The organism is Bacillus tuaregi (assembly GCF_900104575.1).
Classification (GTDB): domain Bacteria; phylum Bacillota; class Bacilli; order Bacillales; family Cytobacillaceae; genus Bacillus_BD; species Bacillus_BD tuaregi.
On record NZ_LT629731.1, the window covers coordinates 1072044 to 1095983 of the forward strand.

General features: G+C 38.1%; 23 protein-coding genes and 1 other annotated feature. Of the genes, 19 read left to right on the forward strand and 4 right to left on the reverse strand.

Annotated elements, in window-relative coordinates:
- The first annotated feature begins 206 nt into the window (after positions 1–206).
- From BQ5321_RS07450 to BQ5321_RS07460, 3 genes are all read left to right on the forward strand, one after another.
- Entirely contained in the window at positions 207–947 is a 741-nt protein-coding gene (locus BQ5321_RS07450; RefSeq protein ID WP_071393896.1) for a lipase family protein, read from the forward strand.
- A 150-nt stretch (positions 948–1097) separates the two neighbouring features.
- Complete coding sequence (locus BQ5321_RS07455) at positions 1098–1883, forward strand: hypothetical protein (RefSeq protein ID WP_071393897.1); 786 nt, start codon at positions 1098–1100, stop codon at positions 1881–1883.
- Between the two features lie 121 nt (positions 1884–2004).
- Positions 2005–2949, forward strand: a complete 945-nt coding sequence (locus tag BQ5321_RS07460; protein WP_071396811.1) for a BMP family ABC transporter substrate-binding protein — start codon at positions 2005–2007, stop codon at positions 2947–2949.
- Positions 2950–2967: 18 nt separating this feature from the next.
- Here the strand turns inward: BQ5321_RS07460 and BQ5321_RS07465 are convergent, their stop codons facing one another.
- Positions 2968–3309, reverse strand: coding sequence for a hypothetical protein (locus BQ5321_RS07465; protein ID WP_071393898.1), 342 nt, complete (start codon positions 3307–3309; stop codon positions 2968–2970).
- 260 nt (positions 3310–3569) lie between these two features.
- On the opposite strand from BQ5321_RS07465, the gene BQ5321_RS07470 reads away from it, so the two are divergent.
- The 4 genes from BQ5321_RS07470 (at position 3570) to BQ5321_RS07485 (ending at position 7548) form a co-directional block, all read left to right on the forward strand.
- Complete coding sequence (locus BQ5321_RS07470) at positions 3570–4502, forward strand: beta-ketoacyl-ACP synthase III (protein ID WP_071393899.1); 933 nt, start codon at positions 3570–3572, stop codon at positions 4500–4502.
- Positions 4503–4557: 55 nt separating this feature from the next.
- Positions 4558–5799 (forward strand): beta-ketoacyl-ACP synthase II, encoded by a 1242-nt coding sequence (gene fabF / locus BQ5321_RS07475; RefSeq protein WP_071393900.1) that lies wholly within the window; start codon positions 4558–4560, stop codon positions 5797–5799.
- Between the two features lie 122 nt (positions 5800–5921).
- Entirely contained in the window at positions 5922–6686 is a 765-nt protein-coding gene (locus BQ5321_RS07480; protein WP_071393901.1) for a DUF2268 domain-containing putative Zn-dependent protease, read from the forward strand.
- Positions 6687–6798: 112 nt separating this feature from the next.
- A complete protein-coding gene (locus tag BQ5321_RS07485) occupies positions 6799–7548 on the forward strand; it encodes a YjbA family protein (RefSeq protein ID WP_071393902.1) in 750 nt (249 codons plus the stop codon).
- Positions 7549–7593: 45 nt separating this feature from the next.
- Here the strand turns inward: BQ5321_RS07485 and trpS are convergent, their stop codons facing one another.
- Entirely contained in the window at positions 7594–8589 is a 996-nt protein-coding gene (gene trpS / locus BQ5321_RS07490) for a tryptophan--tRNA ligase (protein ID WP_187143780.1), read from the reverse strand.
- 109 nt (positions 8590–8698) lie between these two features.
- Positions 8699–8937, reverse strand: a binding site (T-box leader).
- A gap of 516 nt (positions 8938–9453) precedes the next feature.
- Here trpS and BQ5321_RS07495 point away from each other — a divergent pair.
- From BQ5321_RS07495 to BQ5321_RS07515, 5 genes are all read left to right on the forward strand, one after another.
- Positions 9454–11079, forward strand: a complete 1626-nt coding sequence (locus tag BQ5321_RS07495; RefSeq protein WP_071393904.1) for a peptide ABC transporter substrate-binding protein — start codon at positions 9454–9456, stop codon at positions 11077–11079.
- A 137-nt stretch (positions 11080–11216) separates the two neighbouring features.
- Complete coding sequence (locus tag BQ5321_RS07500) at positions 11217–12152, forward strand: ABC transporter permease (protein ID WP_071393905.1); 936 nt, start codon at positions 11217–11219, stop codon at positions 12150–12152.
- Positions 12153–12154: 2 nt separating this feature from the next.
- Positions 12155–13066, forward strand: a complete 912-nt coding sequence (locus BQ5321_RS07505) for an ABC transporter permease (protein ID WP_071393906.1) — start codon at positions 12155–12157, stop codon at positions 13064–13066.
- Between the two features lie 10 nt (positions 13067–13076).
- A complete protein-coding gene (locus tag BQ5321_RS07510) occupies positions 13077–14144 on the forward strand; it encodes an ABC transporter ATP-binding protein (protein WP_071393907.1) in 1068 nt (355 codons plus the stop codon).
- A 1-nt stretch (position 14145) separates the two neighbouring features.
- Positions 14146–15081, forward strand: coding sequence for an ABC transporter ATP-binding protein (locus tag BQ5321_RS07515; protein ID WP_071393908.1), 936 nt, complete (start codon positions 14146–14148; stop codon positions 15079–15081).
- A 33-nt stretch (positions 15082–15114) separates the two neighbouring features.
- Here BQ5321_RS07515 and BQ5321_RS07520 read toward each other — a convergent pair whose 3' ends face one another.
- Complete coding sequence (locus BQ5321_RS07520; RefSeq protein ID WP_071393909.1) at positions 15115–15300, reverse strand: hypothetical protein; 186 nt, start codon at positions 15298–15300, stop codon at positions 15115–15117.
- Positions 15301–15828: 528 nt separating this feature from the next.
- On the opposite strand from BQ5321_RS07520, the gene spxA reads away from it, so the two are divergent.
- The 3 genes from spxA (at position 15829) to BQ5321_RS07535 (ending at position 16882) form a co-directional block, all read left to right on the forward strand.
- Positions 15829–16224: a transcriptional regulator SpxA gene (spxA, locus tag BQ5321_RS07525; protein ID WP_071393910.1), complete on the forward strand. Its 396-nt coding sequence runs from the start codon at positions 15829–15831 to the stop codon at positions 16222–16224.
- A gap of 111 nt (positions 16225–16335) precedes the next feature.
- Positions 16336–16608, forward strand: a complete 273-nt coding sequence (locus tag BQ5321_RS07530; RefSeq protein ID WP_071393911.1) for a ubiquitin-like small modifier protein 1 — start codon at positions 16336–16338, stop codon at positions 16606–16608.
- 1 nt (position 16609) lies between these two features.
- A complete protein-coding gene (locus BQ5321_RS07535) occupies positions 16610–16882 on the forward strand; it encodes a MoaD-like domain-containing protein (protein ID WP_071393912.1) in 273 nt (90 codons plus the stop codon).
- 57 nt (positions 16883–16939) lie between these two features.
- Here BQ5321_RS07535 and BQ5321_RS07540 read toward each other — a convergent pair whose 3' ends face one another.
- On the reverse strand, positions 16940–18760 hold the full coding sequence (locus BQ5321_RS07540) for an aldehyde ferredoxin oxidoreductase family protein (RefSeq protein WP_071393913.1): 1821 nt from the start codon (positions 18758–18760) through the stop codon (positions 16940–16942).
- 161 nt (positions 18761–18921) lie between these two features.
- Here BQ5321_RS07540 and BQ5321_RS07545 point away from each other — a divergent pair, with 161 nt between their 5' ends.
- The 4 genes from BQ5321_RS07545 to BQ5321_RS07560 all read left to right on the forward strand — a co-directional run bounded on the left by BQ5321_RS07545 (position 18922) and on the right by BQ5321_RS07560 (position 23854).
- A complete protein-coding gene (locus BQ5321_RS07545) occupies positions 18922–19953 on the forward strand; it encodes a ThiF family adenylyltransferase (protein WP_071393914.1) in 1032 nt (343 codons plus the stop codon).
- A gap of 263 nt (positions 19954–20216) precedes the next feature.
- Positions 20217–20879 carry an adaptor protein MecA gene (mecA, locus tag BQ5321_RS07550; protein WP_071393915.1) on the forward strand — a complete coding sequence of 221 codons (663 nt, stop codon included), beginning with the start codon at positions 20217–20219 and terminating at the stop codon, positions 20877–20879.
- Between the two features lie 139 nt (positions 20880–21018).
- Positions 21019–22533 carry a cardiolipin synthase gene (cls, locus tag BQ5321_RS07555; protein WP_071393916.1) on the forward strand — a complete coding sequence of 505 codons (1515 nt, stop codon included), beginning with the start codon at positions 21019–21021 and terminating at the stop codon, positions 22531–22533.
- A 97-nt stretch (positions 22534–22630) separates the two neighbouring features.
- The gene (locus BQ5321_RS07560; protein WP_071393917.1) at positions 22631–23854 is read left to right on the forward strand and encodes a competence protein CoiA; all 1224 of its coding nucleotides are present in this window, start codon (positions 22631–22633) and stop codon (positions 23852–23854) included.
- The last annotated feature ends 86 nt before the right edge of the window (positions 23855–23940 follow it).

Sequence of the window (23940 nt, forward strand, 5' to 3'; positions counted from 1 at the left end):
CGCAGAGATCCATTGTGCATCACATAATTCTCTGACACTACTTACCACAATTATCCAGTAGTGACCGCGTAGCGTACCCATATGATGGAATAGTTTCACATAATATAAAAATATTGTTAGGAAGCGTGTCGAAAATTTTTTTTTTGACACTCCACCAACGGGTCAAACCGTTGATAAATCAACATTTATAGAGGGAGAGTAATTATATGGAGATCCGGAACTTTCAATTGGATGCCGAATGGAATATTATTCATTATCCTGAAAGACCACTAGGTTTCGGTATCCTTATTATAGGGGATGAAAGAAATTTTGTTGATGAACAAACAAGCTATTGGCTGCAAAATGAAGGGAAGCATAACCTATTAACGTCACTTCAAAGTGCTGGCTATACGTTATTCTATAGTAATTTATATGGACGTAATTGGGGAAGCGGAAGAGCGGTTAAATTGGCAAGGCGCCTTTACGACCATATGATGCGTTCGGAAATATTAAATGACAAAATCCATATCATTGCCGAAGGAATGGGTGCATTGGTGGCGTTAAAACTGCTCAAAGAGCTTGATGGATGTATTCGTTCTGTCATTCTAATTAATCCTATTCTGTCACTAAAACAGCATCTAGAGCTGGAAAAGGATCGTAAGTTTTTTTATAAAAAAGTATTACGAGAGCTCTCCCGTTCTTATGAATATGATACAGAAACATTGTTGGAAGTGCTTGCTCAAGTGGATGCCCCACCGCCATCTACAACTCATCATATCCCGATGAAAATTATCCATATTTTGTCGGATAGTCGTGCCTATAAACAATCTTATTTGCTTAATCAATTATCAGTACAATGGGAAGAAGAAAAGGTTCCCATCTCTGTTTGCTACATGGTTCCAGAAAAACGACCACAAATGGATCATCAAATCATTCATTTTTTAAAAAGTTATGAAAAAATACTTTAAATTGTTCTTCTGTTTTGTGCACGGGTCCTCAAAATAAAAATGCCACACCGAGCTTATCTTTATTAATCTTTTCAAGTGATTTGATATTATCAGCACTCCCTGTGCATAAGATGAGATAGGATTTTTTATGACACAGGGGGGATTACGAATATGGACAAGGCTATCATTTTAGGAACATATGAGTTCATTGGCTTCCATTTATGTCTTACATTACTTGACAAAGGATTAGAGGTAACAGGTATTCATTTACCTTCATTACAAGAGGAAGATTATTTGGAGGAAAAACTCTTTAGTATAGGGAGAAATAGTAACTTTACTGAAACAAATGAAGTCTTCCTTGAACAACAACAGAGATGGTCAAACAAAACAGTCTTCATTATAGATTATTATAGCTATTACAGCAGACATAAAGAAAACGAACTAAAGGCATTTATCAAACAGTTAAACCTCTCCTGTGTGGCACAATATATATTACTGATGCCAATTCAATTGTGTAACGAAAATTTAGAGGAAGAAAGATGGATACAGAGTCTGGTAAGTTGCGAGTCCATTCAAGTTTATTATTTACCTACAATTTATGGACCTTGGCAGCCAAGTCATTTTACCTTTCAACAAGCACTCCATCATCCTGATAGATCGGTCAATGTTGATGAAAGAGAGTGGACAAATGATGCAATTTATATCAATGATGTAATAAAGTATATCCTAAATCAGCTGGATCGAAAGGGAAAGAGAGAAATTCTTTTGCAAAGCTCGATAAAGGACCATTGGCAGCAGGTTGCTTCTATGCTAATAAAACAGGCAGATTTAAAAAGGAATCATCAGTCTATTAAGGTTAGTCAAAATGTGATGGTGGTTGATGTGAAGGGGACGGTCATTTCGGCAGGTATTGCCCAGCAGAAACGGCATTTGGAAAGGCTGAAGCAAATAAAATAGCAGGATAGTAAAAAAGGATACCAACTGTCATTTTTTAAGGGTAAAATGGTAGGTGAATGATTGACGAATTGGGAGTTGCATAGTATTGAAACGGACTTTTATCCTACTTGTGTGTCTGCTTATGATTATATTAGCATCATGTGGTCGAGCAGATAATCATGGAGAAATAAAAAAAGCAGGTCTATTAATACCAGATAGTATTAATGACCAGGGATGGGGTACAAAGGGGTACAAAGGGTTGCTGAAAATCCAATCTCGTTACGATGTTGAGGTATATTATAAGGAAGGGATGAATTCCAAATCGGTAGTCGAAAGAGCCGTAAAGGAATTTTCGCAAAAGGGTGTGAATCTAATCTATGGTCACGGTCATGCCTATGATGAATACTTCCACGATCTGTCTTTGGAATACCCGGATATTCATTTTATTACGTTTAATGGAACAGCAAAGAATAAAAATATAACCAATATTATTTTTAATTCCTATGCGAGCAGCTTCTTTGCCGGTATGGTTGCAGGTTATATGACCGAAACAAATCGGATTGGTATGATTCCAGCCTTCGAATGGCAACCAGAAGTAAAGGGCTTTTATGAAGGGGCTCGCTATCAAAACAATAATGCTCATGTCGAGATACAATATGTCAATCATTTTGATAATAAAGAGAAGGCTCTTGAGATTGCTGAGAATCTGATGTCCAATCGATGTGATATTCTCTATCCTATAGGCGACAGCTATAGTGTGCCTGTAATCGAGAAGGTAAAAGAAATGGGTCTATATGCAATCGGTTATGTTACGGACCAGTCGGATTTAGGGCTTCAGACAGTGCTAACAAGTACGATTCAAGATGTAGATACAATCTATGAGTTAACAGCAGAACAATTTAATAATGGTCAAATACATTCTGGTAACATAACCTATGATTTTCAAAGTAATGTCATTTCACTAGGAACCTTTAGCCCGTTAGTAGATCAGGAATTTATTGAAGATTTACAACGGTTAATTAAAAAATATAAAGAAACAGGGGAACTTCCCCATATAGAAAAGAAAAAGGCTGGCGCTTCAAACTAAAGTCCAGCCTTTAACTGATTATTTGATCCATTTGTTAATGATGGGACCTAGCTTTGATACTAATGGTTTAAATTGTGATGCACTGCTTTTTATCATATCAATATTTTTCATTAGTTCTTCTACATTAACATTTGCTAATAAATCCTGTAACTGATTGTCAGTGCTTTTTGTCTGGCCTTTGTCTCCAATTGTTTCATCATTGTTCTGATTGTTAAACAAAGATCTCCCGGCGCTATGACCCTTTGGCTCATTATCCCCATCATGCGGGTTATAGTTGTTTCTTCTGCCTCCAAGCATAAATCTTGTCAATGGATCCATGTGTTCTACTGGATCAGATGGTTTTTGATCTTCTTGTGTCATCCTAACCCCTCCTTATTTCTAGTTTGTATAAAAAATTTACCTTGGCTTCATCGAGCAGCTATACTATAAAATATGAAATAAATCAGGAATGGAATGGACTTTTGATTAATCTATCTAAAGGAAGTGTCAATTATTTATCATTTATACTGTTGCGAAATCTCCTAACTATAGGTTAAAATTAGTACCAAGTCATAATATTTGATAATAAATATAAAGTATTTTTAAAGCTATAGAATGTAAATGTTTAAGGAGTGGACTGAATGAATGCAGGAATATTAGGGATTGGTAAAGCCTTACCTGAAAAGGTTTTAACTAATCAAGATTTAGAGAAAATTGTTGATACAAATGATGAATGGATTAGAACTAGGACGGGTATAGAGGAACGCAGAATTGCTGATGACCATACTGATACTTCGGACTTAGCCTATCAAGCGGCTGTTGCCGCTTTGGAGGATGCAAATATTTCTGCAGAAGAGCTTGGGTTAATATTAGTTGCAACCGTTACACCAGATCATCCATTTCCGACCGTCTCTTGTATGCTGCAGGAACGGCTGGGTGCAAAAAATGCTGCCGCGATGGATTTAAGTGCTGCCTGTGCTGGATTTATGTATGGAATGATTACGGCAAAACAATTTATTGAAAGTGATTCCTATAAATATGTCCTTGTTGTTGGAGCGGAAAAGCTATCAAAAATAACGGACTGGAATGATCGTAATACGGCTGTTCTTTTCGGTGACGGAGCAGGTGCTGTTGTCATGGGACGGGTTTCTGAAGGCAGAGGAATCCTCTCCTTCGAGCTTGGAGCTGATGGAACAGGGGCAAAGCATTTATATCAAGACGAATACATCATTATGAATGGGCGCGAAGTATTTAAGTTTGCGGTTCGGCAAATGGCTGATAGCTCTGTTAATGTCATTGAAAAAGCGGGTCTAAATAAAGAGGATGTTGATTTTCTCATTCCCCATCAAGCAAATATTCGTATCATGGAGGCATCAAGACAACGATTAGGTTTACCTGATGAAAAAATGTCTAAGACGATTAAAAAATATGGCAATACTTCTTCATCTTCCATCCCAATTGCCATGGCAGAAGAAGTAGCCACTGGTAAAATTAAGGATGATGATATTATTGTCATGGTAGGCTTTGGCGGCGGTTTAACCTGGGGTGCCATAGCTTTACGCTGGGGTCGATAAAAATATTTGACAAACAGAAGTAAATATATCGTAACAAAAAGGAGTTGCAATCAAAATGGAAAAACGCAGAGTCGTTGTAACTGGAATAGGTGCTGTAACACCACTTGGCAATGATGTTGAAACAACTTGGAATAACTTAATTGCAGGAGTTTGTGGAATTGGTCCATTAACAAGAGTAAATGCGGATGACTTTCCTGCAAAAGTAGCAGCTGAGGTAAAGGATTTTGAACCAGCTGATTTTATAGATAAGAAAGATGCCCGCAAAATGGACCGGTTTACACAATTTGCTGTAGCCGCTTCACTCATGGCAGTTAAGGATGCAGGTCTAGATATTAATGAAGAAAACTCAGACCGTATCGGTGTGTGGATTGGATCAGGAATTGGTGGTATGGAGACGTTTGAGAACCAGTACCAAAACTTTATCAAGAAAGGGTATCGCAGAGTCAGCCCATTTTTTGTCCCTATGCTCATACCGGATATGGCGGCTGGACAGGTGTCGATTACACTTGGAGCTAGAGGCTTTAACTCCTGTACGGTAACTGCCTGTGCAACAGGAACTAATTCAATTGGGGATGCATTTAAAGTCATCCAGCGTGGAGATGCTATTGCAATGGTTACGGGCGGTGCAGAAGCGCCGATTACGAATATGTCTGTTGCCGGCTTTTGTGCAAATACAGCCCTTAGTACAAATCCAGATCCTAAATCTGCCTGTCGTCCGTTTGATCTAAACAGAGATGGCTTTATTTTAGGTGAAGGGGCAGGTATTATGGTGCTGGAGGATTTAGAGCATGCATTAGCACGTGGAGCTAATATATATGCAGAAATTGTCGGCTATGGTGCAACAGCTGATGCCTATCATATTACGGCTCCTGCACCAGGCGGAGAGGGCGGTGCCCGAGCAATGAGAATGGCTATAAATGATGCTGATTTGAAGCCAGAAGATATTGATTATATCAATGCACATGGAACCAGTACGGCCTATAATGATAAGTTTGAAACAGCAGCTATAAAAGAGGTATTTGCTGACCACGCGCAACAGCTTGCGATTAGCTCGACTAAATCTATGACAGGTCATCTGTTAGGAGCAGCTGGGGGAATCGAAGCCATTATTTCAGCGCTTACAATAAAAGAGAGTATGATACCGCCTACGATTAATTATCAGACACCAGACCCGGAATGTGATTTAGACTATGTTCCAAATGAAGCTAGAAAACAGGAGGTCAAGGCAGTATTAAGTAACTCATTAGGCTTTGGCGGTCATAATGCTACACTAGTATTCAAAAAGTATGAACAATAATATAGGAAAAGCTGAGTTTAGAGGCTGCATTATTATAGAAGATGCAGCCTCTTTGCTTCCCATCCTCCTCTACTAATAAATCCCATTTCCCTTCATATATTGAGAAGGGGAGGGTGAGTGGTATGGGGATCGAAAGGACGGACGAATGGCTTCGGGAGGATTTTTATGACCCGTTAATCATTTGTAGTAAGCTTCAGGCATTCTTTGTGGATAAAAATGAGTCAGAATTGTATCAATACCTATTATCCTTTGGAATGTACAGACCTAGTCGAATAACAAACGACATGTATCATGAAATGCTTGAAATGGATTTATGGAAGGTGGCAGGAGAAATCTGGGATAAATACCGGAGAAAATGGTCTGGCCCGGATATACCTGTTTATATCTTTCCGTTTGGGAAATGTAAGAATCCTCCTAATGAAATGAAAGGGGGGGTTTCATTTAAAAACGGAATGTTCCTTTTTTTATCGCCTTTTTATAAAGATGAAAAAGAGATCGAAGCATTAATTGTTCATGAATATCACCATGTTTGTCGCTTAAATAAATTAATGAAACGATTTCAAGAATATACCCTGCTTGATTCCCTCGTGATGGAAGGTTTTGCTGAATATGCCGTAACGAATTATTGTGGTGATTCCTATAGTGCAGATTGGATTGCAGATTACAGTGATCAAGAGTTAGCCTATTTTTGGGAAAGAAGTGTGAAAGAACATCTACAAATAAAACGAAACGAACCGATCCATGATGCGATATTATTTGGAAGGGGCCGTTATCCGGCTTTGCTTGGGTATGCCCTAGGGTATTGGTTAATAAAAAAGGCTAGGAAAAAAAGACCATTTTCTATACAAGAAACCTTTTCTATAAAATCAGAAGAATTGCTGGATTAAATGGATTCCAAATGGAACAATTTATGGTTGTATTATATAGTTTAAGGAATAATTTAACTCTAATCTGCCTATACTGAATGACAAACAGTTAGTTGAAGTGAGGGGTTAATATATGATGTATCTTCATGATGTTTGGGTTAACTGGTTTGAAGGGGAAGAAAATGGCTATAATGTATGTCATTTTCATGAATGGCGCAAGGATGACAGCGTTGAATTATTAGATCAAGTCCCTTTATTGAAAATAGACCCTGTTCTTTATAACTACATTGAAAATGACATGGCGGAATTACCACAGCAATTATTGGATGAAATTTATCAGAAAGCCTTTTTACGTAAAAATCATGAGCGTTGTCAGCTCGATTATTGTTTTGTCGTTTCAGATGGAGTTGGTATTTTAGCGGTCGATACGATTGGCTATAGTATTCCGATTCGAAAAAGCAGGCTGATTCCACGCCAGGAGCAATTAGCTTTTGAAATGTTGGAAACAAGTGAAGTGATCCAATATAATTTTACGCCTGCTCCAACACAAATTAAGGAATTTCATATCCTTTCTCCACAGCCGGAGCTTATGAAGGGTTTGACAAGAAAGGAAAGGCAGCTAAAGCAGCTCTTGTTTATGGCTTTGGATCAGCTGTATACGTCCAAAAATGTCGCAGAGGTCCGTTACTGGTACACGGAATGGAGACCGGATCTATACCAAGCTATTCAGGACCTTGAGTTCGAGGAAGCGTGGGTACAGCTTTATGAACAAGCGAAATTTGGCTGGACAGATAAGCATGAAAACTTTTGTGAAAATATCATAAAAGGACAACCTTTTTTTGAAAAGTTGTGGGATATCGAACAAGGTCATAAAGTGAATTAAAAAGGAGCTGAATTGAGTTCAGCTCCTTTTTCTTTTACATGCAGTCTACCTTCTTCGTTTTCTTCCAAGCCCCATTGCGTTTTCCATCTTTTTCAACATTTTACTTGCCACTTGATTTGCCTTTTCAGCACCTTTATCAAGAATGTCATCTAATTCAGATGATTCCATTAGGTCATAATACTTTTGTTGAATTGGGCTTAGTGCTTCAATGACTACCTTTGCAAGGTCGCCTTTGAAATCACCATATCCTTTACCTTCATATTCTGACTCTATCTCAGGAATTGTTTTCCCTGAGAAGATAGAATAAATTGAAAGAAGATTTGATACGCCCGGTTTATTTTCGATGTCATACTTAACAATCCCATCAGAATCTGTTACCGCACTTTTAATTTTCTTTTCTATTTGTTTTGGCTCATCTAACAAAGAAATAAAGGCTTTTTGATTCGGGTCTGATTTACTCATTTTTTTAGTTGGATCCTGAAGTGACATAATACGAGCCCCGACCTTTGGAATTCGGACCTCTGGTATTGTGAAAATGTCATTATATTTCTTATTAAAGCGTTCTGCTAAGTCACGTGTTAATTCAAGATGTTGCTTCTGATCCTCGCCTACTGGAACAAGGTCGGCGCTGTATAGCAAGATATCTGCCACCATTAGTGGAGGATATGTTAATAGAGCTGCTGATACAGCATCTTTTCCAGCGGACTTATCCTTGAATTGCGTCATCCTTTCCAGTTCACCAATATAAGAGATACATTGCATCATCCAGGCTGCTTGTGCATGTGCAGGGACCTCTGATTGAATAAATAGGGTTGCCTTATCAGGGTTCAATCCGACTGCAAGATATAACGCAGCTAGTGACCGGATGTTTTTGCGCAGGACAATTGGGTCCTGTGGTACTGTAATGGCATGCTGGTCCACGATGCAGAAATAACAGTTATACTCATCCTGTAGCTCTACAAATTGCTTTAATGCTCCGATATAATTTCCAAGAGTAATCGTACCGCTTGGCTGAATTCCGGAAAAAATCGTCTTCATGATTGTATCCTCCTCAAAAGAAAATAGGTCCTTTGTCAGTTTATATTCAGCTATAAAGAATGGCTTTAGGTTGGATTGTCAGGCTTAAAAAAAACCATTCGTCCCTATTATCAATAGGGACGAATGGTCCGCGTTGCCACCCTAATTACTCGTTAAGAGTCACTTTGTTTCTCCTCATTATGGAGATGTCCCGGTAACGTGAGATAACGTCGAAGTGTATTCTGCCATTCGTAAAGCGTTTCCACATCAAAGCTCAAAAGTCCATTCCACAATTGTGGTTGTTTGTTTTCACCAGCCACAAACTCTCTAGAAACCATCAAATAGTGTACTATTCTTTATCAAAGCCGTCATATAAACTTCTGTATGTATACTTATTAATAAAATAGCGTAATTTATGGAAAAAATCAAGTTCTGACAGAAGAAGACTTGAAAGGATGTTGAAGGAGAAAAAAGAGAATGAACTATTGATTATAGAAGATAATAAAAATATTTTAATATATCAAATACTCTAATTCCTTTTGCAAAGGTGTTAATTAATAAATTATCTAGAAATAATAAAACTTTCCAAAGATTTTTTACTTGTCAAATCGACAAATTAATTTATAATTAAGTTTAATCAACAGTTTTTAACTAATAAATCAAATGTTTATGCGGGATTACAATAATATTAATTTTCTAAATTATATTACTATATTTGAGATCGGGTTGTAGATAGAGATATATTAATGTAATAAAGATATTGCGATATTATTATCAGTCATTTTTTTTGCATAAAAAATTCGGATTATTTAAGTAATACACTCTGAATGTACATTTGTATTTATTAGGTAAAAAAAGACAGTTGTTAATGATTGAGGAGGGAACACCATGAAGAAAAGAACACTGCTTTTTTTAAGTATGCTACTTGTTCTTAGTATGTTCTTAGCTGCTTGTGGAGGTAAAGATAATGCAGACAGCAGCAAAGACGGGGCAAAAGCAGAACAAGATCTCCGAATTAATATTAAAACAGAACCGCCAAGTTTAAATCCTGGTTTAGCCGAGGATTCTACGTCAGGTACGGTGCTTCGTCAAGTATTCGAAGGTTTATCTCGTATTAACCTAGATGGAGAAGCACAATTAGCGGCAGCAGAGGATGTTCAAATTTCTGACGACCAGAAGACCTATACATTTACACTGCGTGATGCTAAGTGGACAAATGGGGATCCTGTAACAGCTAAGGATTTTGAATATGCTTGGAAGTGGGCGTTAGATCCAGCGAATGCTTCACCATATTCATACCAGCTTTACTATCTTGAAGGCGGACAAGCGTTTAATGAGGGAACTGGCACTGCAGATGCAGTTGGAGTTAAAGCATTGGATGAAAAAACCTTAGAAGTAAAGCTTGCTAACCCAACACCATTTTTCTTAGAATTAACAGCGTTCTATACGTATTTACCTGTTAATAGCAAGGTTGCTGAGGCAAATCCTGATTGGGCACATGATGCTGGTGAAAATTATACCACGAACGGTCCTTTCAAAATGACTAAATGGTCACACTCTGACAAAATTGTTCTCGAAAAGAACGATGATTATTGGGATGCAGATACTGTTAAGTTAGAAACAATCACGATGATTATGGTAAACGACTCAAATACAGAATTATCTATGTTTGATAGCGGAGAATTAGATTGGGCTGGTATGCCAAGTGGAAACCTTCCGCAGGATGCACTTCCAGCACTTAAAGATGAAGGTAGACTTCATACAGAATCAATTGCCGGTATCTATAACTACAAACTAAACACAACCGTTGAACCTTTTAATAATGCTAATATCCGGAAGGCATTTGCGTTATCTATCAACCGTCAAGAGCTTATTGACAACGTAACACAGGGCGGTCAAATGCCAGCAATGGCGATTGTCCCACCAACGATGTTCCCTGAAAATGAAAAGGGCTACTTCAAAGATAATGATGGTAAAAAAGCAAAAGAATATCTACAAAAAGGGTTAGAGGAATTAGGCTATAAAGATGTTTCTGAGCTGCCAGAAATCGCTCTCTCATATAATACAGATGAAGGACATCAAAAAATTGCCCAAGCTGTCCAAGATATGTGGAAGCAAAATTTAGGTGTCGAAGTAACATTAAGCAATGCCGAATGGAAAGTATTTATCGAGCAGGTACAATCTCTTGATTATAATATTGCGCGTATGGGCTGGTTAGGTGATTTCAACGATGCCATCAACTTCCTTGAATTGTATTATTCTGCCACTGGCGGAAATAACGATACAGGCTGGGAGCACCCGGATTTCCAAAAGTATTTAGATCAGTCAGCCACAGAAGCAGATCCTGAAAAGCGTCAGGAGCTATTAAAACAGGCTGAAGCGGTATTTATGGAAGAAATGCCAGTTATTCCAATCTATTTCTACACAAATAACTGGGTACAAGACGATAACTTAAAAGATGTGGCTGTTTCTGGTCTAGGTGATGTTCAATTCAAATGGGCATATTTTGAATAAGATGCAATTTTCACTAACAAAGGTATATGGGTCATGACCCATATACCTTCGTTGCTGATAGGGTATAAAAATTTTAACTTTTTTGAAATTGAATGAAAGCGCACATGCTTTTCAAATGACAATGGAGGTGTTTGACATTGATTAAATACATTGGGAAAAGATTGCTGTATATGCTTCTCTCGTTATGGGCAATTATTACAGCTACGTTCTTCTTAATGAGATTAGCTCCGGGTAACCCGTTTACATCTGAGAAAAAGCTGCCTCCTGAAATTGAAGCAAATTTAAATGCTTTCTATGGATTGGACCAGCCTTGGTATGCTCAATATTGGGATTACTTAGTAAGGTTAGCAAAATGGGACTTCGGCCCGTCCTTTAAATACAAAAGTCAAACTGTAAATGATTTAATTAGTGAAGGGTTTCCTGTTTCGCTTGCTCTTGGTGCTGAAGCCATTTTAATTGCAATAGCTGTCGGAGTCCTGTTAGGCGTTATCGCGGCTCTCAATCATAATAAGTGGGCTGATTACGGTGCAATGGTTGTGGCTGTATTTGGTATTTCTATGCCATCCTTTATTCTCGCTACTCTTTTACAATATTTTCTTGCTATAAAAGCGGGTATTTTTCCCGTTGCTTTATGGGAATCGCCGATGCACACTGTTTTGCCGGCTCTGGCACTCGCTGCTTCCCCGATGGCCTATATTGCACGACTGACTCGTTCCTCCATGCTTGAGGTCTTGGCGAATGACTATATTAAAACTGCTAAGTCAAAAGGGTTAAGTAAAGGAGTTATTACAGTAAAACATGCCATTCGAAATGCGATGTTACCTGTTGTTTCCTATATGGGGCCTCTTTCGGCAGGAATTATTACAGGAAGCTTTGTCATCGAGCAGATTTTTGGAATTCCTGGTTTAGGCTCGCATTTTGTAACGAGTATTACAAATCGTGATTACACCGTAATTATGGGAATCACTGCTTTTTATAGTATTCTTCTGCTTGTGTGTATTCTCCTTGTCGACATTGCGTATGGACTTATTGACCCGCGCATTAAATTAGCCGGCGGGAAGAAAGGAGAGTAAAAATGGAGACAAAAGATCTTTTTAAAGTAGTTGGAACAAAAGTGGAAGATACTGAAAAAATTTCTAAGCCCAGCCTTTCGTTCTGGAAAGATGTATTATATCGCTTTAGAAAAAACAAGCTAGCTATGGTTGGGGTTGTACTTCTAGTCCTATTAATTATCATGGCCATTATTGGTCCATATATTTCAGGGTATGATTATGCTTCAAATGACTTAAGCAATAAAAACCAGCCACCTTCGTCTGAACATTGGTTTGGAACAGATGATTTAGGACGTGATGTATTTACTCGTGTATGGGAAGGCGCACGTATTTCTATATTTATCGGTCTAGCAGCAGCATTCATTGATTTAACGATCGGGGTATTCTGGGGTGGAATAGCCGGTTTTAAAGGTGGGCGTGTGGATGAATATATGATGCGTATTGCCGACATTTTATATGGAATTCCCTATTTATTACTGGTTATCTTGCTAATGGTTGTATTAGGTTCTAGTGTAGGTACGATGATTATCGCCATGTCGATCACCGGCTGGGTAAATATGTCACGAATTGTACGCGGTCAAGTTCTTTCGTTAAAAGGACAGGAATATGTGTTAGCTGCACGTACTTTAGGAGCAGGTACCTCTAGAATTATGAGTAAGCATTTAATTCCAAATGCAATGGGTCCCATTCTCGTTACCATGACACTTACAATCCCTTCAGCCATCTTTACAGAGGCTTTCTTAAGCTTTCTAGGGCTAGGGTTAACACCTCCTTTAGCAAGCTGGGGAACAATGGCATCTGATGGTCTGCCTGCATTAAGATATTACCCATGGCGTTTATTCTTCCCTGCCACGTTTATTTGCTTAACTATATTTGCATTTAATGTCATCGGTGATGGTTTGCGTGATGCATTAGATCCACGACTTCGTAAATAGGAGTGAGAACATGGAAAAGTTATTAGAAGTAAAAAATTTAAACGTCTCATTCCATACATATGGAGGAGATGTGAAGGCTGTTCGTGGTGTTTCCTTTGATTTGTATCGAGGAGAAACATTAGCCATTGTCGGTGAATCTGGTTCAGGTAAAAGTGTGACTGCACAAACCTTGATGCAGTTAATCCCTAAACCGCCCGGGAAAATTACCGGTGGACAGATTCTATTAGAAGGTAATGATATCGTTAAAAAAACAGAGAGAGAAATGGAAAGTATCCGTGGGAAAGAAATCAGCATGATTTTCCAGGACCCTATGACTTCCTTAAATCCAACAATGAAGGTTGGTAAGCAAATTATGGAAGTGCTCATCAAGCATCAAAATATGAATAAAGCTGTTGCTAAGGATAGAGCAGTAGAGCTATTGAAGCTTGTTGGCATCCCAATGCCGGAGAAGCGAGTGAATCAATATCCACATGAATTTTCTGGTGGAATGAGGCAAAGGGCAATGATTGCGATTGCGTTAGCAGCGAATCCAAAACTATTAATTGCAGATGAACCAACAACGGCACTTGATGTAACGATTCAAGCGCAAATTCTGGAATTGATGAAGGAACTGCAGGAAAAAATGGATACGTCCATTATATTTATTACCCATGATTTAGGTGTAGTAGCAAATGTTGCTGATCGTGTGGCAGTTATGTATGCTGGTCAAATTATTGAAACGGGAACCGTCGATGAAATTTTCTATGATCCACGCCATCCTTATACATGGGGGTTATTGGCTTCCATGCCAAGTCTTGAAAATGATGACGAAGAAGAACTTGCTGCTATTCCTGGAACACCACCTGATCTAACAAATCCTCCAAAAGGTGATGCGTTTGCTGCCAGAAACAAATATGCTCTTGCGATTGACTTCGAACAAGAACCGCCAGTATATCAAGTATCTGAAACACATTTTGTTAAATCCTGGCTACTTCATCCTGAGGCACCAAAGGTGGAGCCTCCGGCATCTGTTAAACGCCGTATACGTTCATTATCCTCCACATTTGATAAACCAATTTTAGTAGATGGGAGGGAATAAGATGGTTGAGAAATTGTTGGAAATAAAAAACTTAAAGCAATATTTTAATGCTGGAAAACCAAATATGGTAAAAGCGGTTGACGATGTAACCTTTGACATTTACAAAGGAGAAACGCTAGGTCTCGTTGGAGAATCAGGCTGCGGTAAATCAACAACGGGCCGTACGATTATTCGTCTTTATGATGCAACAGACGGTCAGGTGTTATTTAATGGCGAAAATGTCCATGGTAAAAAGTCAAAAAACGAATTGAAAAAGTTTAATCGTAAAATGCAAATGATATTCCAGGATCCATATGCATCCTTAAATCCACGTATGACCGTAGCAGATATTATTGCAGAGGGCATTGATATCCATGGTTTAGCAAACAGCAAAAAGGAGCGTATGGAGCGTGTTTATGAGCTATTAGAGACTGTAGGACTAAATAAAGAGCATGCGAACCGTTATCCGCATGAATTCTCGGGCGGTCAAAGACAGCGAATTGGTATCGCGCGAGCACTAGCAGTTAAACCTGATTTTATTATTGCTGACGAACCAATCTCTGCTTTGGATGTTTCGATACAAGCGCAGGTAGTTAATCTCTTAAAACAGCTTCAGCGTGAAAAGGGCTTGACCTATTTATTCATTGCACATGATTTGTCAATGGTGAAATATATTAGTGATCGTATCGGTGTTATGTATTTTGGAAAACTGGTAGAGCTTGCACCTGCAGAGGATTTATATCATAATCCAATGCATCCGTACACGAAATCTTTATTGTCAGCGATACCTGTACCTGATCCCGAAACCGAAAGAACTCGCACACGGATAACGTATGATCCTGCCGTGCATCAGTACAAAGAAGATGAGAAGCTAGAAATGCGCGAAATTACACCAAATCATTTCGTCTATTGCTCTGAGAAGGAGTTCGAGGATTTGAAAAAGAAAAACAAAGCATAATAAAAAACGATCTCACAATGAGATCGTTTTTTATTATTTTTTTGTACCGCCAACCTGTTTCCATCCTGTTTGGACACGAGCTGATTGAGTAACAAATTCTGATTTTTTATTTCTGCCAAAAAGTGCATTTCCAATTCCGTTCGTTAAAACACCGTTAATGGCAGTGATTCCGATAATTAACAAGGCAATTAATAGAAAATCTACAGTATAAGCAACCATGATTAACCTCCAGTGTGTGGATTTCAAAGCTTGCATTTGCTTCTTACGTCTATTGTATTATAAATTCAATCTTTTTTGAATGAGAATCTTTTTAAATAGTAAAAAAATAAAGTACTATTGTATAACCAATGTGTAGCAATACGTTTTCAGTATCCTACTAATAATTGAGAAAATAATCTTTGATTTTATAGATTCATATCACTATATAGAGTTATTAATATATGAAAATGAATAGCAGCTACGGCGTAAAAAAATGAAAACAAACTAAAATTTTTTACTAAAAAGTGAAACCTTTTCTTATCTCAATCGTTTAATAATAGTAGAGTTCATAGTGTCTAAGAAATGATAAATAATTCGTTCAATTTAAATTCTTTTTTCAAAAAAAGGATACCAAAACACTATGGAATGGTGTATAATAAATAATATAAATTACTTAATTAAAGTCATTTTAATTTAAGAACATAAAATAATAACAAAAGTTTTTACGAATATATAGAGTATGTCTAATGATAAGGGAGTGGATTGGAAATGGTTACGTTATATACTTCACCAAGTTGTACATCATGCAGAAAAGCTAAAGCATGGTTGGAAGAACATGATATTCCTTACAAGGAAAGAAATATTTTTTCAGAGCCACTAACTATCAATGAGATTAAGGAAATTCTTCGAATGACAGAGGATGGGACTGACGAAATTATTTCAACTCGTTCGAAATCTTTCCAAAAGTTAGATGTTAATCTTGAAACAATGCCATTACATGATTTATTTCAATTGATAAAAGATAATCCTGGTTTATTACGCAGACCGATTATTATTGACGAAAAAAGGCTGCAAGTCGGATATAACGAAGACGAGATTAGAAGATTTCTTCCTCGTAAGGTTCGGACTTTCCAATTACTTGAAGCACAACGGCTTGTTAATTAATAAACGCTGGCTCCCATATTGTGAGCCAGTTTTTTTATCGCTACATGTCTTTTAGTCATCCATATTATACTTTACTGAAAGAGTATAATCAGATAAAGGAGTCGAGATAAAGTGCAGGTAAAAGTTTTTGCAAACCTACGGCAAATATGCGGGGGAGTAACAGTAGATGTTCAACCAGATGGTGATAAAGCAATTGATGTGCTAGAAAAGATGGTTATAATGTTTCCTCCTTTAGAGGATGAGATTTTTACAGAGGAGAGAAAGCTTAAGCCATTTGTACATGTTTATATTAACGGTAGGAATATTATTCATGCAGACGACCTGCAAACGATTGTAACTGAGCATGATCAGTTTGCTCTCTTTCCTCCGGTGGCGGGTGGTTAAGATGAATCATAAAGAGCTGGAATTCCGTGGAATTCCTTTGCAGCATTTGGGTATGTATTTAGAAGAGTTAGGCGGAGAAAAAGCGAGTGATTCATTCCCTATTCTTTATCATGGGCAAAAATGGAGTGCCTTCATTCTGCGTGAAGAAGAAATGGCTTTTACAGCAGTGTTCAAGGTAAATGCCGTACACATCCGATTTACAGCCGATAATAAGGAAATCCTTGATGAGCTCATTCAAAAGTACAGGAAAAAGACATTTAGGGCTGGTGGATAGACCTATTAGTAAATATTAGAAAAGGCTCCTGCGATTGCAGGGGCCTTTTCTAATTCATTACGCTTGTTTTATTTCAATCTCTAATTCACGAAGTTTATCTTCTGGAACAACTCCGTCTACCCAGCCTCGAGCATCATAATATTCCTTCAGCATGATATCCATACGGCTTAATAGTCCTTCGCTGTTTCCACTAGCTGGCTCTTCGGTAAAGCGTTTTGGCAAGAAATCATCCTCAGGCTTAGCAAAACCAGCTAGGTTATTATAATAGCGTTCTAAATTATATATCCGCTCTCCAGCCTTCATGACATCATCTGCAGTCATCGGAATACCTGTCATTCCACTATATTGTTCAGCATAGTGCTCTGCATTTTCAGAGAAAGAGGAGAACTTACAAATATCCATTGAGTCACCAAATGCATGTAAATCTTGGAATATTTTTAACAATTCTCCTTTACCTTCTGCTTTTAGACGGTCAGTTGGCTCTGGAATGCCGGCGATTTCACTGGCAATGGTATAACCACGTAAATGACAGGCACCACGATTACTTGTTGCATAACCAAGACCAATTCCTTGGATACCACGAGGGTCGTATGCTGGGATAGACTGTCCTTTAACGGACATTGAAATTTCAGGAGCACCCCACTTTGTAGCTGCACGTGCTGGTCCTTCTGCGAGAATATCGCCAATGCCATTACGGAAGACAATGTCATTTGTTAAACGGATCATGCCGTCAGCATCGCCCCATTTAAGCTTCTCATCAATGAGGCCCTTTTCAGAAGCTTCCATTGTAACAGAGAAGGCATGACCAAGTTCAATTGTATCCAAACCATACTCATTACAAAGGTCAATCATGTAAGAAATCGCTTTAGCATCGCTTACCAAACAGTTTGAACCAAGAGCGAATGCTGACTCAAATTCAACACTTTCAACTCTTGTTTTATATGGACCATCTTTAACCTCTACTTCAATTTTACAGGCCACTGGACAAGCATGGCATGCATTATTTGATACGAGAAGATGTTCATTTACATACTCACCGCTAATCTTTTCGGCGTGCTCCCATTGCGTGATTTGAGAGTTCTTTGTAGGAAGGGCACCTACCTCATTGATGAGGTTCATCAATACGTTTGTTCCATAAACAGATAAACCGCCTTTATTCGGTGCGGTTAGACCGCCTTCAAGGATGGCCTTAACGGCTTTTTTGTTTGCATTCTTATATTCTTCATCATTTTTAGGTTGTGGCATGTTTCCTTTTTGTGCGGCCTTAATCACAATAGCTTTAAGATTTTTATAACCGGCAACAGCACCTGTACCACCTCGTCCGGCAGAGCGGTCATGCTCATTCATGAAGCCTGCATAACGAATAAGATTCTCTCCTGCTTGACCTATAGTCATAACAGACAAGTCTTTTTCACCATACTTATCCTTCATGGCCTTTATCGTTGCTCTCGTGCTTAATCCCCATACATCAGAAGCATCACGAAGCTCTGCTTCACCATTTTCAATATATAAATATACTGGCTGATTGCTCTTTCCTTTAAAAATAACATTATCGACTCCTGCCCATTTTAAACGCGCGGCAGTCCAGCCTCCCATATGTGAATCGGTTACAGTTTCAGTAAGTGGTGATTTTGTCACGACACATAGGCGTCCGCTCATGGATGAACGTGAACCAGTTACAGGACCTGTCATGATACATAAAATATTATCCTCAGATAATGGTTCAACCTGTGGACCGTTATCTAATACATATTTTACCCCGAGGCCCCGTCCTCCGATGTATTTTATAGCATCCTCTTCATTAATGGGTCTATATTCAACTGAACCCGTTGATAAATCGACTAACACTTCTTTGTTTGTAAAACCGCCAAGATTCATCGTTACGTCACCTCTCCTATATAATCTAAAAATTTTGTAGCCTTAGTATTTATTATATAAAAATTATTATAAATAGACTACTATTTTTATATTTTTTTGCTAAATTTTAAATATACCCTTAATCTGATAAGGTAGAATATAGAGAGAAAGAAGGGATAGCTATGGATGAAAACTGGCAGCGATATTCTCGTCAAATTCTATTTCAGCCGATTGGATTAGAAGGACAGAAGAAATTGTCCAACAGTAAAGCCGTGATTGTTGGGATGGGTGCACTTGGTACCGTGATGGCAAACCATCTAGTTCGTTCAGGTGTCGGATTTGTAAGGATCATTGATCGTGACCTTGTGGAATTATCGAATATACAGCGCCAGACCCTTTATGATGAAGAGGATGCAGCTAATGCTCTCCCAAAGGTTGTGGCTGCTGAGAGAAAACTAAATAAAATCAATTGCTCCGTTACTGTTGAGGGTATCATTTCAGACGTGAATTTGGACAATGCGGAAGAGTTATTAACGGGTTTCGATATTATATTGGATGGTACCGATAATTTTCAAACTCGATATTTATTGAATGATGTTTCGGTTAAACATCTTATTCCATGGGTTCATGGAGCTGCCGTCAGCTCCAGAGGTATGTTCTCTGTCATTATTCCTGGGAAAACACCATGTTATCGCTGTTTATTTCCAACGGTGCCGTCAGGCTTAGGAGAAACCTGTGATACGGTTGGAGTTTTATCTCCTTTGACTGATATTATTGGATCATTCCAAGCAATGGAGGCAATCAAGCTTTTAGTAGGTGCAGAGACAACATCCAATTTAGAGCAAATTGATATCTGGTACAATTCAAGCATGCAGATGGATATTACCCATGGAAGAAGTCCGGATTGTCCAACTTGCGGTAAGGGGAGGTTTGATTTTTTAGACCGCTCCTCCAACCAGCAGGTTAGCTATACAACCTTATGCGGACGTGATACCGTGCAAATTAATCCGAGAAAGAGACAGATTATTAATATGAAAGAACAGGCAGAAAGGTTAGAGAAGATTGGTACTGTTAACGGTAATCCTTTTTTGATTCGCTTCAAACCTGATCATGACATTAGCCTTGTGCTTTTTAGTGATGGAAGGGTCTTAGTTCATGGGACAGATGATATTGTCAAGGCTAAGTCCTATTATGCGAAATATATTGGCTCATAAATAGAAAAGAATGGAAGCATGGTAACAGCTATATCCCTTTTCAAATAAGGCTCCTTTTGATACAATGATGGGTAAGATATGTAGGCACTAATTGGTTTTACAAAACTTGTTGCATTTTAATTCCCTTTATTGTTTTTTTATCATAAAATATGAGTACAAGGTATAAAATATCATTCATAATGTCAAAAAAGGGAATGAATGTTTTCTATCTGTTTTGGGGGTATTTTGTCCCTTCAACCAATGCAGGAAGGGAGAGTTGCTATATGGACATTGAGCGTATCAATGATCACACCGTGAAGTTCTATATCTCATATATTGATATTGAGGAAAGAGGATTCGATCGGGAGGAAATCTGGTACAATCGCGATCGAAGTGAAGAACTTTTCTGGGAAATGATGGATGAAGTTCACCATGAAGAAGAATTTGTGGTTGAAGGTCCTCTGTGGATTCAGGTTCAAGCGCTTGATAAGGGGTTGGAAATACTAGTGACAAAAGCTCAAATCTCTAAAGATGGTAATAAGTTTGAGCTCCCTATTTCTGATGAAAAGTTCAAGGATTTACCTGTTGATGCAAGGATTGAAGATCTCCTCGAGAATCACTTTAACTCAAATGATGAAAGTCATACTGAATTTGATGATCGTATGGATTTCCTTGTTAGATTCCAGGACTTCGAAGATCTTATCGCCCTTTCGAAACGAACTGGTTTAGATGATTTATCAACGAAACTTTTCTTCTTTGAAGGAAATTATTACTTATATACAGAATTTCTTGAGGATGAATTTGAAGAGGATCAAATTGATGATATATTAAGTATTTTACTTGAATATGGCCAAGAAACCAGCACGACCATCTACCGAATTGAAGAATACGGAAAAGTGATTATGGAATCAGACGTGTTTTCACAGATTAGAAAGTACTTCTTATAATATACCGATTTCCTTTGCGGAATCGGTTTTTTTTTAGAAAAAAAGAAAGGGTGTCCAGCTTCGGAGCACAGTAAAGGGTTATGTTATCCTTTTCTTTTGGCTGTTAGGAGCTTGAGCCTTTCGTAAAATGGAGGTTGGAATGAAAAATACGGTGAAAGTTCTTCTTTTCTTCCTCATGATTGCTGCTGTCCTCTATTTTTTGAATACATATGTCAATATTATAAGCGGCTTATTTGGTTATGTAAGTATTTTCATTACGATATTAGGAACTGTCATTGGCTTTGTAATTTTTCTGGAAAACCGTCACCCCACACAAACCTTAACATGGTTGGTTGTGCTAGGAGGTTTTCCGCTTTTCGGCTTTATTTTTTATTTACTATTTGGACGTAATTATCGCAAGGAAAAGATGTTCCGTAAGAAATATTTCCTTGACCGTCAAGCCTTTTTACAGCATGAGGGTCAGGATCCTGTCAGTGAGGGGAAAATCCAACAAGCAGGCGCACATCAAAGAAAACTCTTCTATCTGGCGCAAAAATTGGGTAACAGTCCTATTTCCTTTGGTACCGATACAAAGGTCTTAACAAATGGTGAGGAGACCTTTAGCCATATTGTAAAAGAGCTATCTAAAGCTGTTCATCATATACATCTTGAATATTATATTGTCAGGGACGATGAAATTGGTGAAAGAATAAAGTCTGTATTGATTCAAAAGGTGCGCGAAGGGGTAAAGGTCCGATTTTTATATGATGCTGTTGGATCCTGGAAGCTTTCCAAAAGTTTTATACAGGATTTGAAAAGTGAAGGGGTAGAAATGGTTCCGTTCGGACCTGTTAAGCTGCCTTTTTTAAATAGTAAATTTAATTTTCGGAATCACAGAAAGATCATTGTAATTGATGGCAGTATAGGGTTTGTTGGGGGGCTAAATATTGGGGATGAATATTTAGGTAGAAATGAAAACTTCGGATTTTGGCGTGATACCCATCTCCTATTAAAAGGGGAAGCTGTTAGGTCACTTCAGCTAATTTTCCTGCAGGATTGGTATTATATGACGAATAAAAGCTTTTTAACATCAGAATATTTATCACCAATACTTGAAGAAAATAAACACGGCGGGGTTCAAATGATTGCTGGTGGACCCGATAATGAATGGAGTGCGATTAAAAATATCTTTTTCGCCATGATAACAGCAGCAAAGGAATCTGTTTGGATTGCCTCCCCTTATTTTATACCGGATGAGGACATTTTTTCAGCTATAAAAATAGCCGCTTTAAGCGGGATTGATGTTCGGGTGTTAGTACCAAAGAAACCGGATAAACGTATTGTTTTTCATGCATCGCGTTCCTATTTTCCTGATTTGCTTGATGCAGGGGTGAGGATATTTGAATACGAGAAAGGGTTTATGCATAGTAAATTTCTTATTGTCGACCATGAACTTGCTTCAATAGGAACATCAAATATGGATATGAGAAGCTTTCACTTGAATTTTGAGGTGAATGCCTTTCTATACCGAACGAAAAGTACGGAAAAACTGGTCAAGGAATATATCAATGATTTGCAAAATGCAACCGAGATTCATCGTGAAATATTTAGGAAAAGGCATATTGGCTATCGTTTGTTAGAATCAACCTCTCGTTTATTGTCGCCCTTATTATAGTAGATCCATTCTGAATAGAATGGATTTTTTTCTTTTCTAGAAGGAAAATGTCAGATTATAGCGAATGTTAATTGGGAAAGAGAAAGGAGTGATAGTTATGCTAACGGCCATCCGTATAGACGGGACTGCTTTTCATTTACTGCCACGGCGTCCAAGGGAGGCTTTAAAAAAAGAAAAAGAGAAGGGGGGATTCTTTTGTCCAGAATGTAAGGAAAAGGTTATTATGAAGGTTGGAACAAAGAAGATGGAACATTTTGCCCATCAAAAGGGTTCATTATGTGTTGAAAGCTATGAAAGGGAATCAGAGTATCATATGAATGGGAAGCTCCAATTATTTGAATGGCTTGGTATGCAGGATCTTCATCCCAAGATAGAACCCTATTTTCCCTTGATTCGGCAAAGGCCTGATATTGGGATCACATATATGGGAAAGGATTATGCATTTGAATTTCAATGCGCAGTGATTCCTCCAGAGCTAATGGTTAAAAGGACCCGTCAATATCTTAGTCATAATATCGAACCCATCTGGATACTAGGAGGAAAAAATATCAATCGGAAAGGAACAAGGAAGGTAACACTGACAAGCTTTGACTATTTATTTCTCCGTAAAAGCTCTTCAGGCCAGTGGTTTCTTCCTGCATTTTGTCCTACCTCTAACCAATTTATCCTCATGACGAATATTTCACCTGTAACACCAACAAATGCCCTGTGTGAAATAACTACATTTACACTTCAATCAATCCTCATTAGGGATGTACTCATGCCTATTAAAGGCTTAAATACCTGCACCAGCCATGAGTGGAGAAAAGAGATACGTAAGCAAAAGTCAAGCATACTACTTCAAGGATTTCGCTCTGACTTTTTAAAGGAACTGTATCTTCATTCTATGAATATATCCCTCTTACCTGTCATACTTGGCTTACCGGTTCCTAACGCTCCCATCATCGAAACTCCTCCATTGATATGGCAGTCTTATTTGTTTATGGACTGTTTTTATCGGGCGAAAAAGGAAATCATATCGTTTGGAAACATCTATCGCAGCTTTATGGATAGAGTTAGTAAACAGCATATTAAGCTACGGTTTCTTCCACTTGCACCAGATAGTAGTCCGGTCAAGCCTCTATCAGAATATCTCCATTTATTAGCGCGCCTTGATATTTTAGAAGCGGTAAACAGTACTACTTTTAAGGTGAAGAAAGAAATCATGATTCCTGAACATTGTCTAAAGCAGCAGGAGCAAGAGGAGGTCTTTTATCAGAAATCTGCCCACTTGGTTTTTAACCTCATTCAGCAGAAGTCCTCCACTTCTACAATTGGATAGATAAAGGGAGTTAACTTTTTTAAATGGAAGGAATTTGCGGTAAACTAATAGAAGATAGTTATCACCCTGTTAGCAAGACTTGAAAT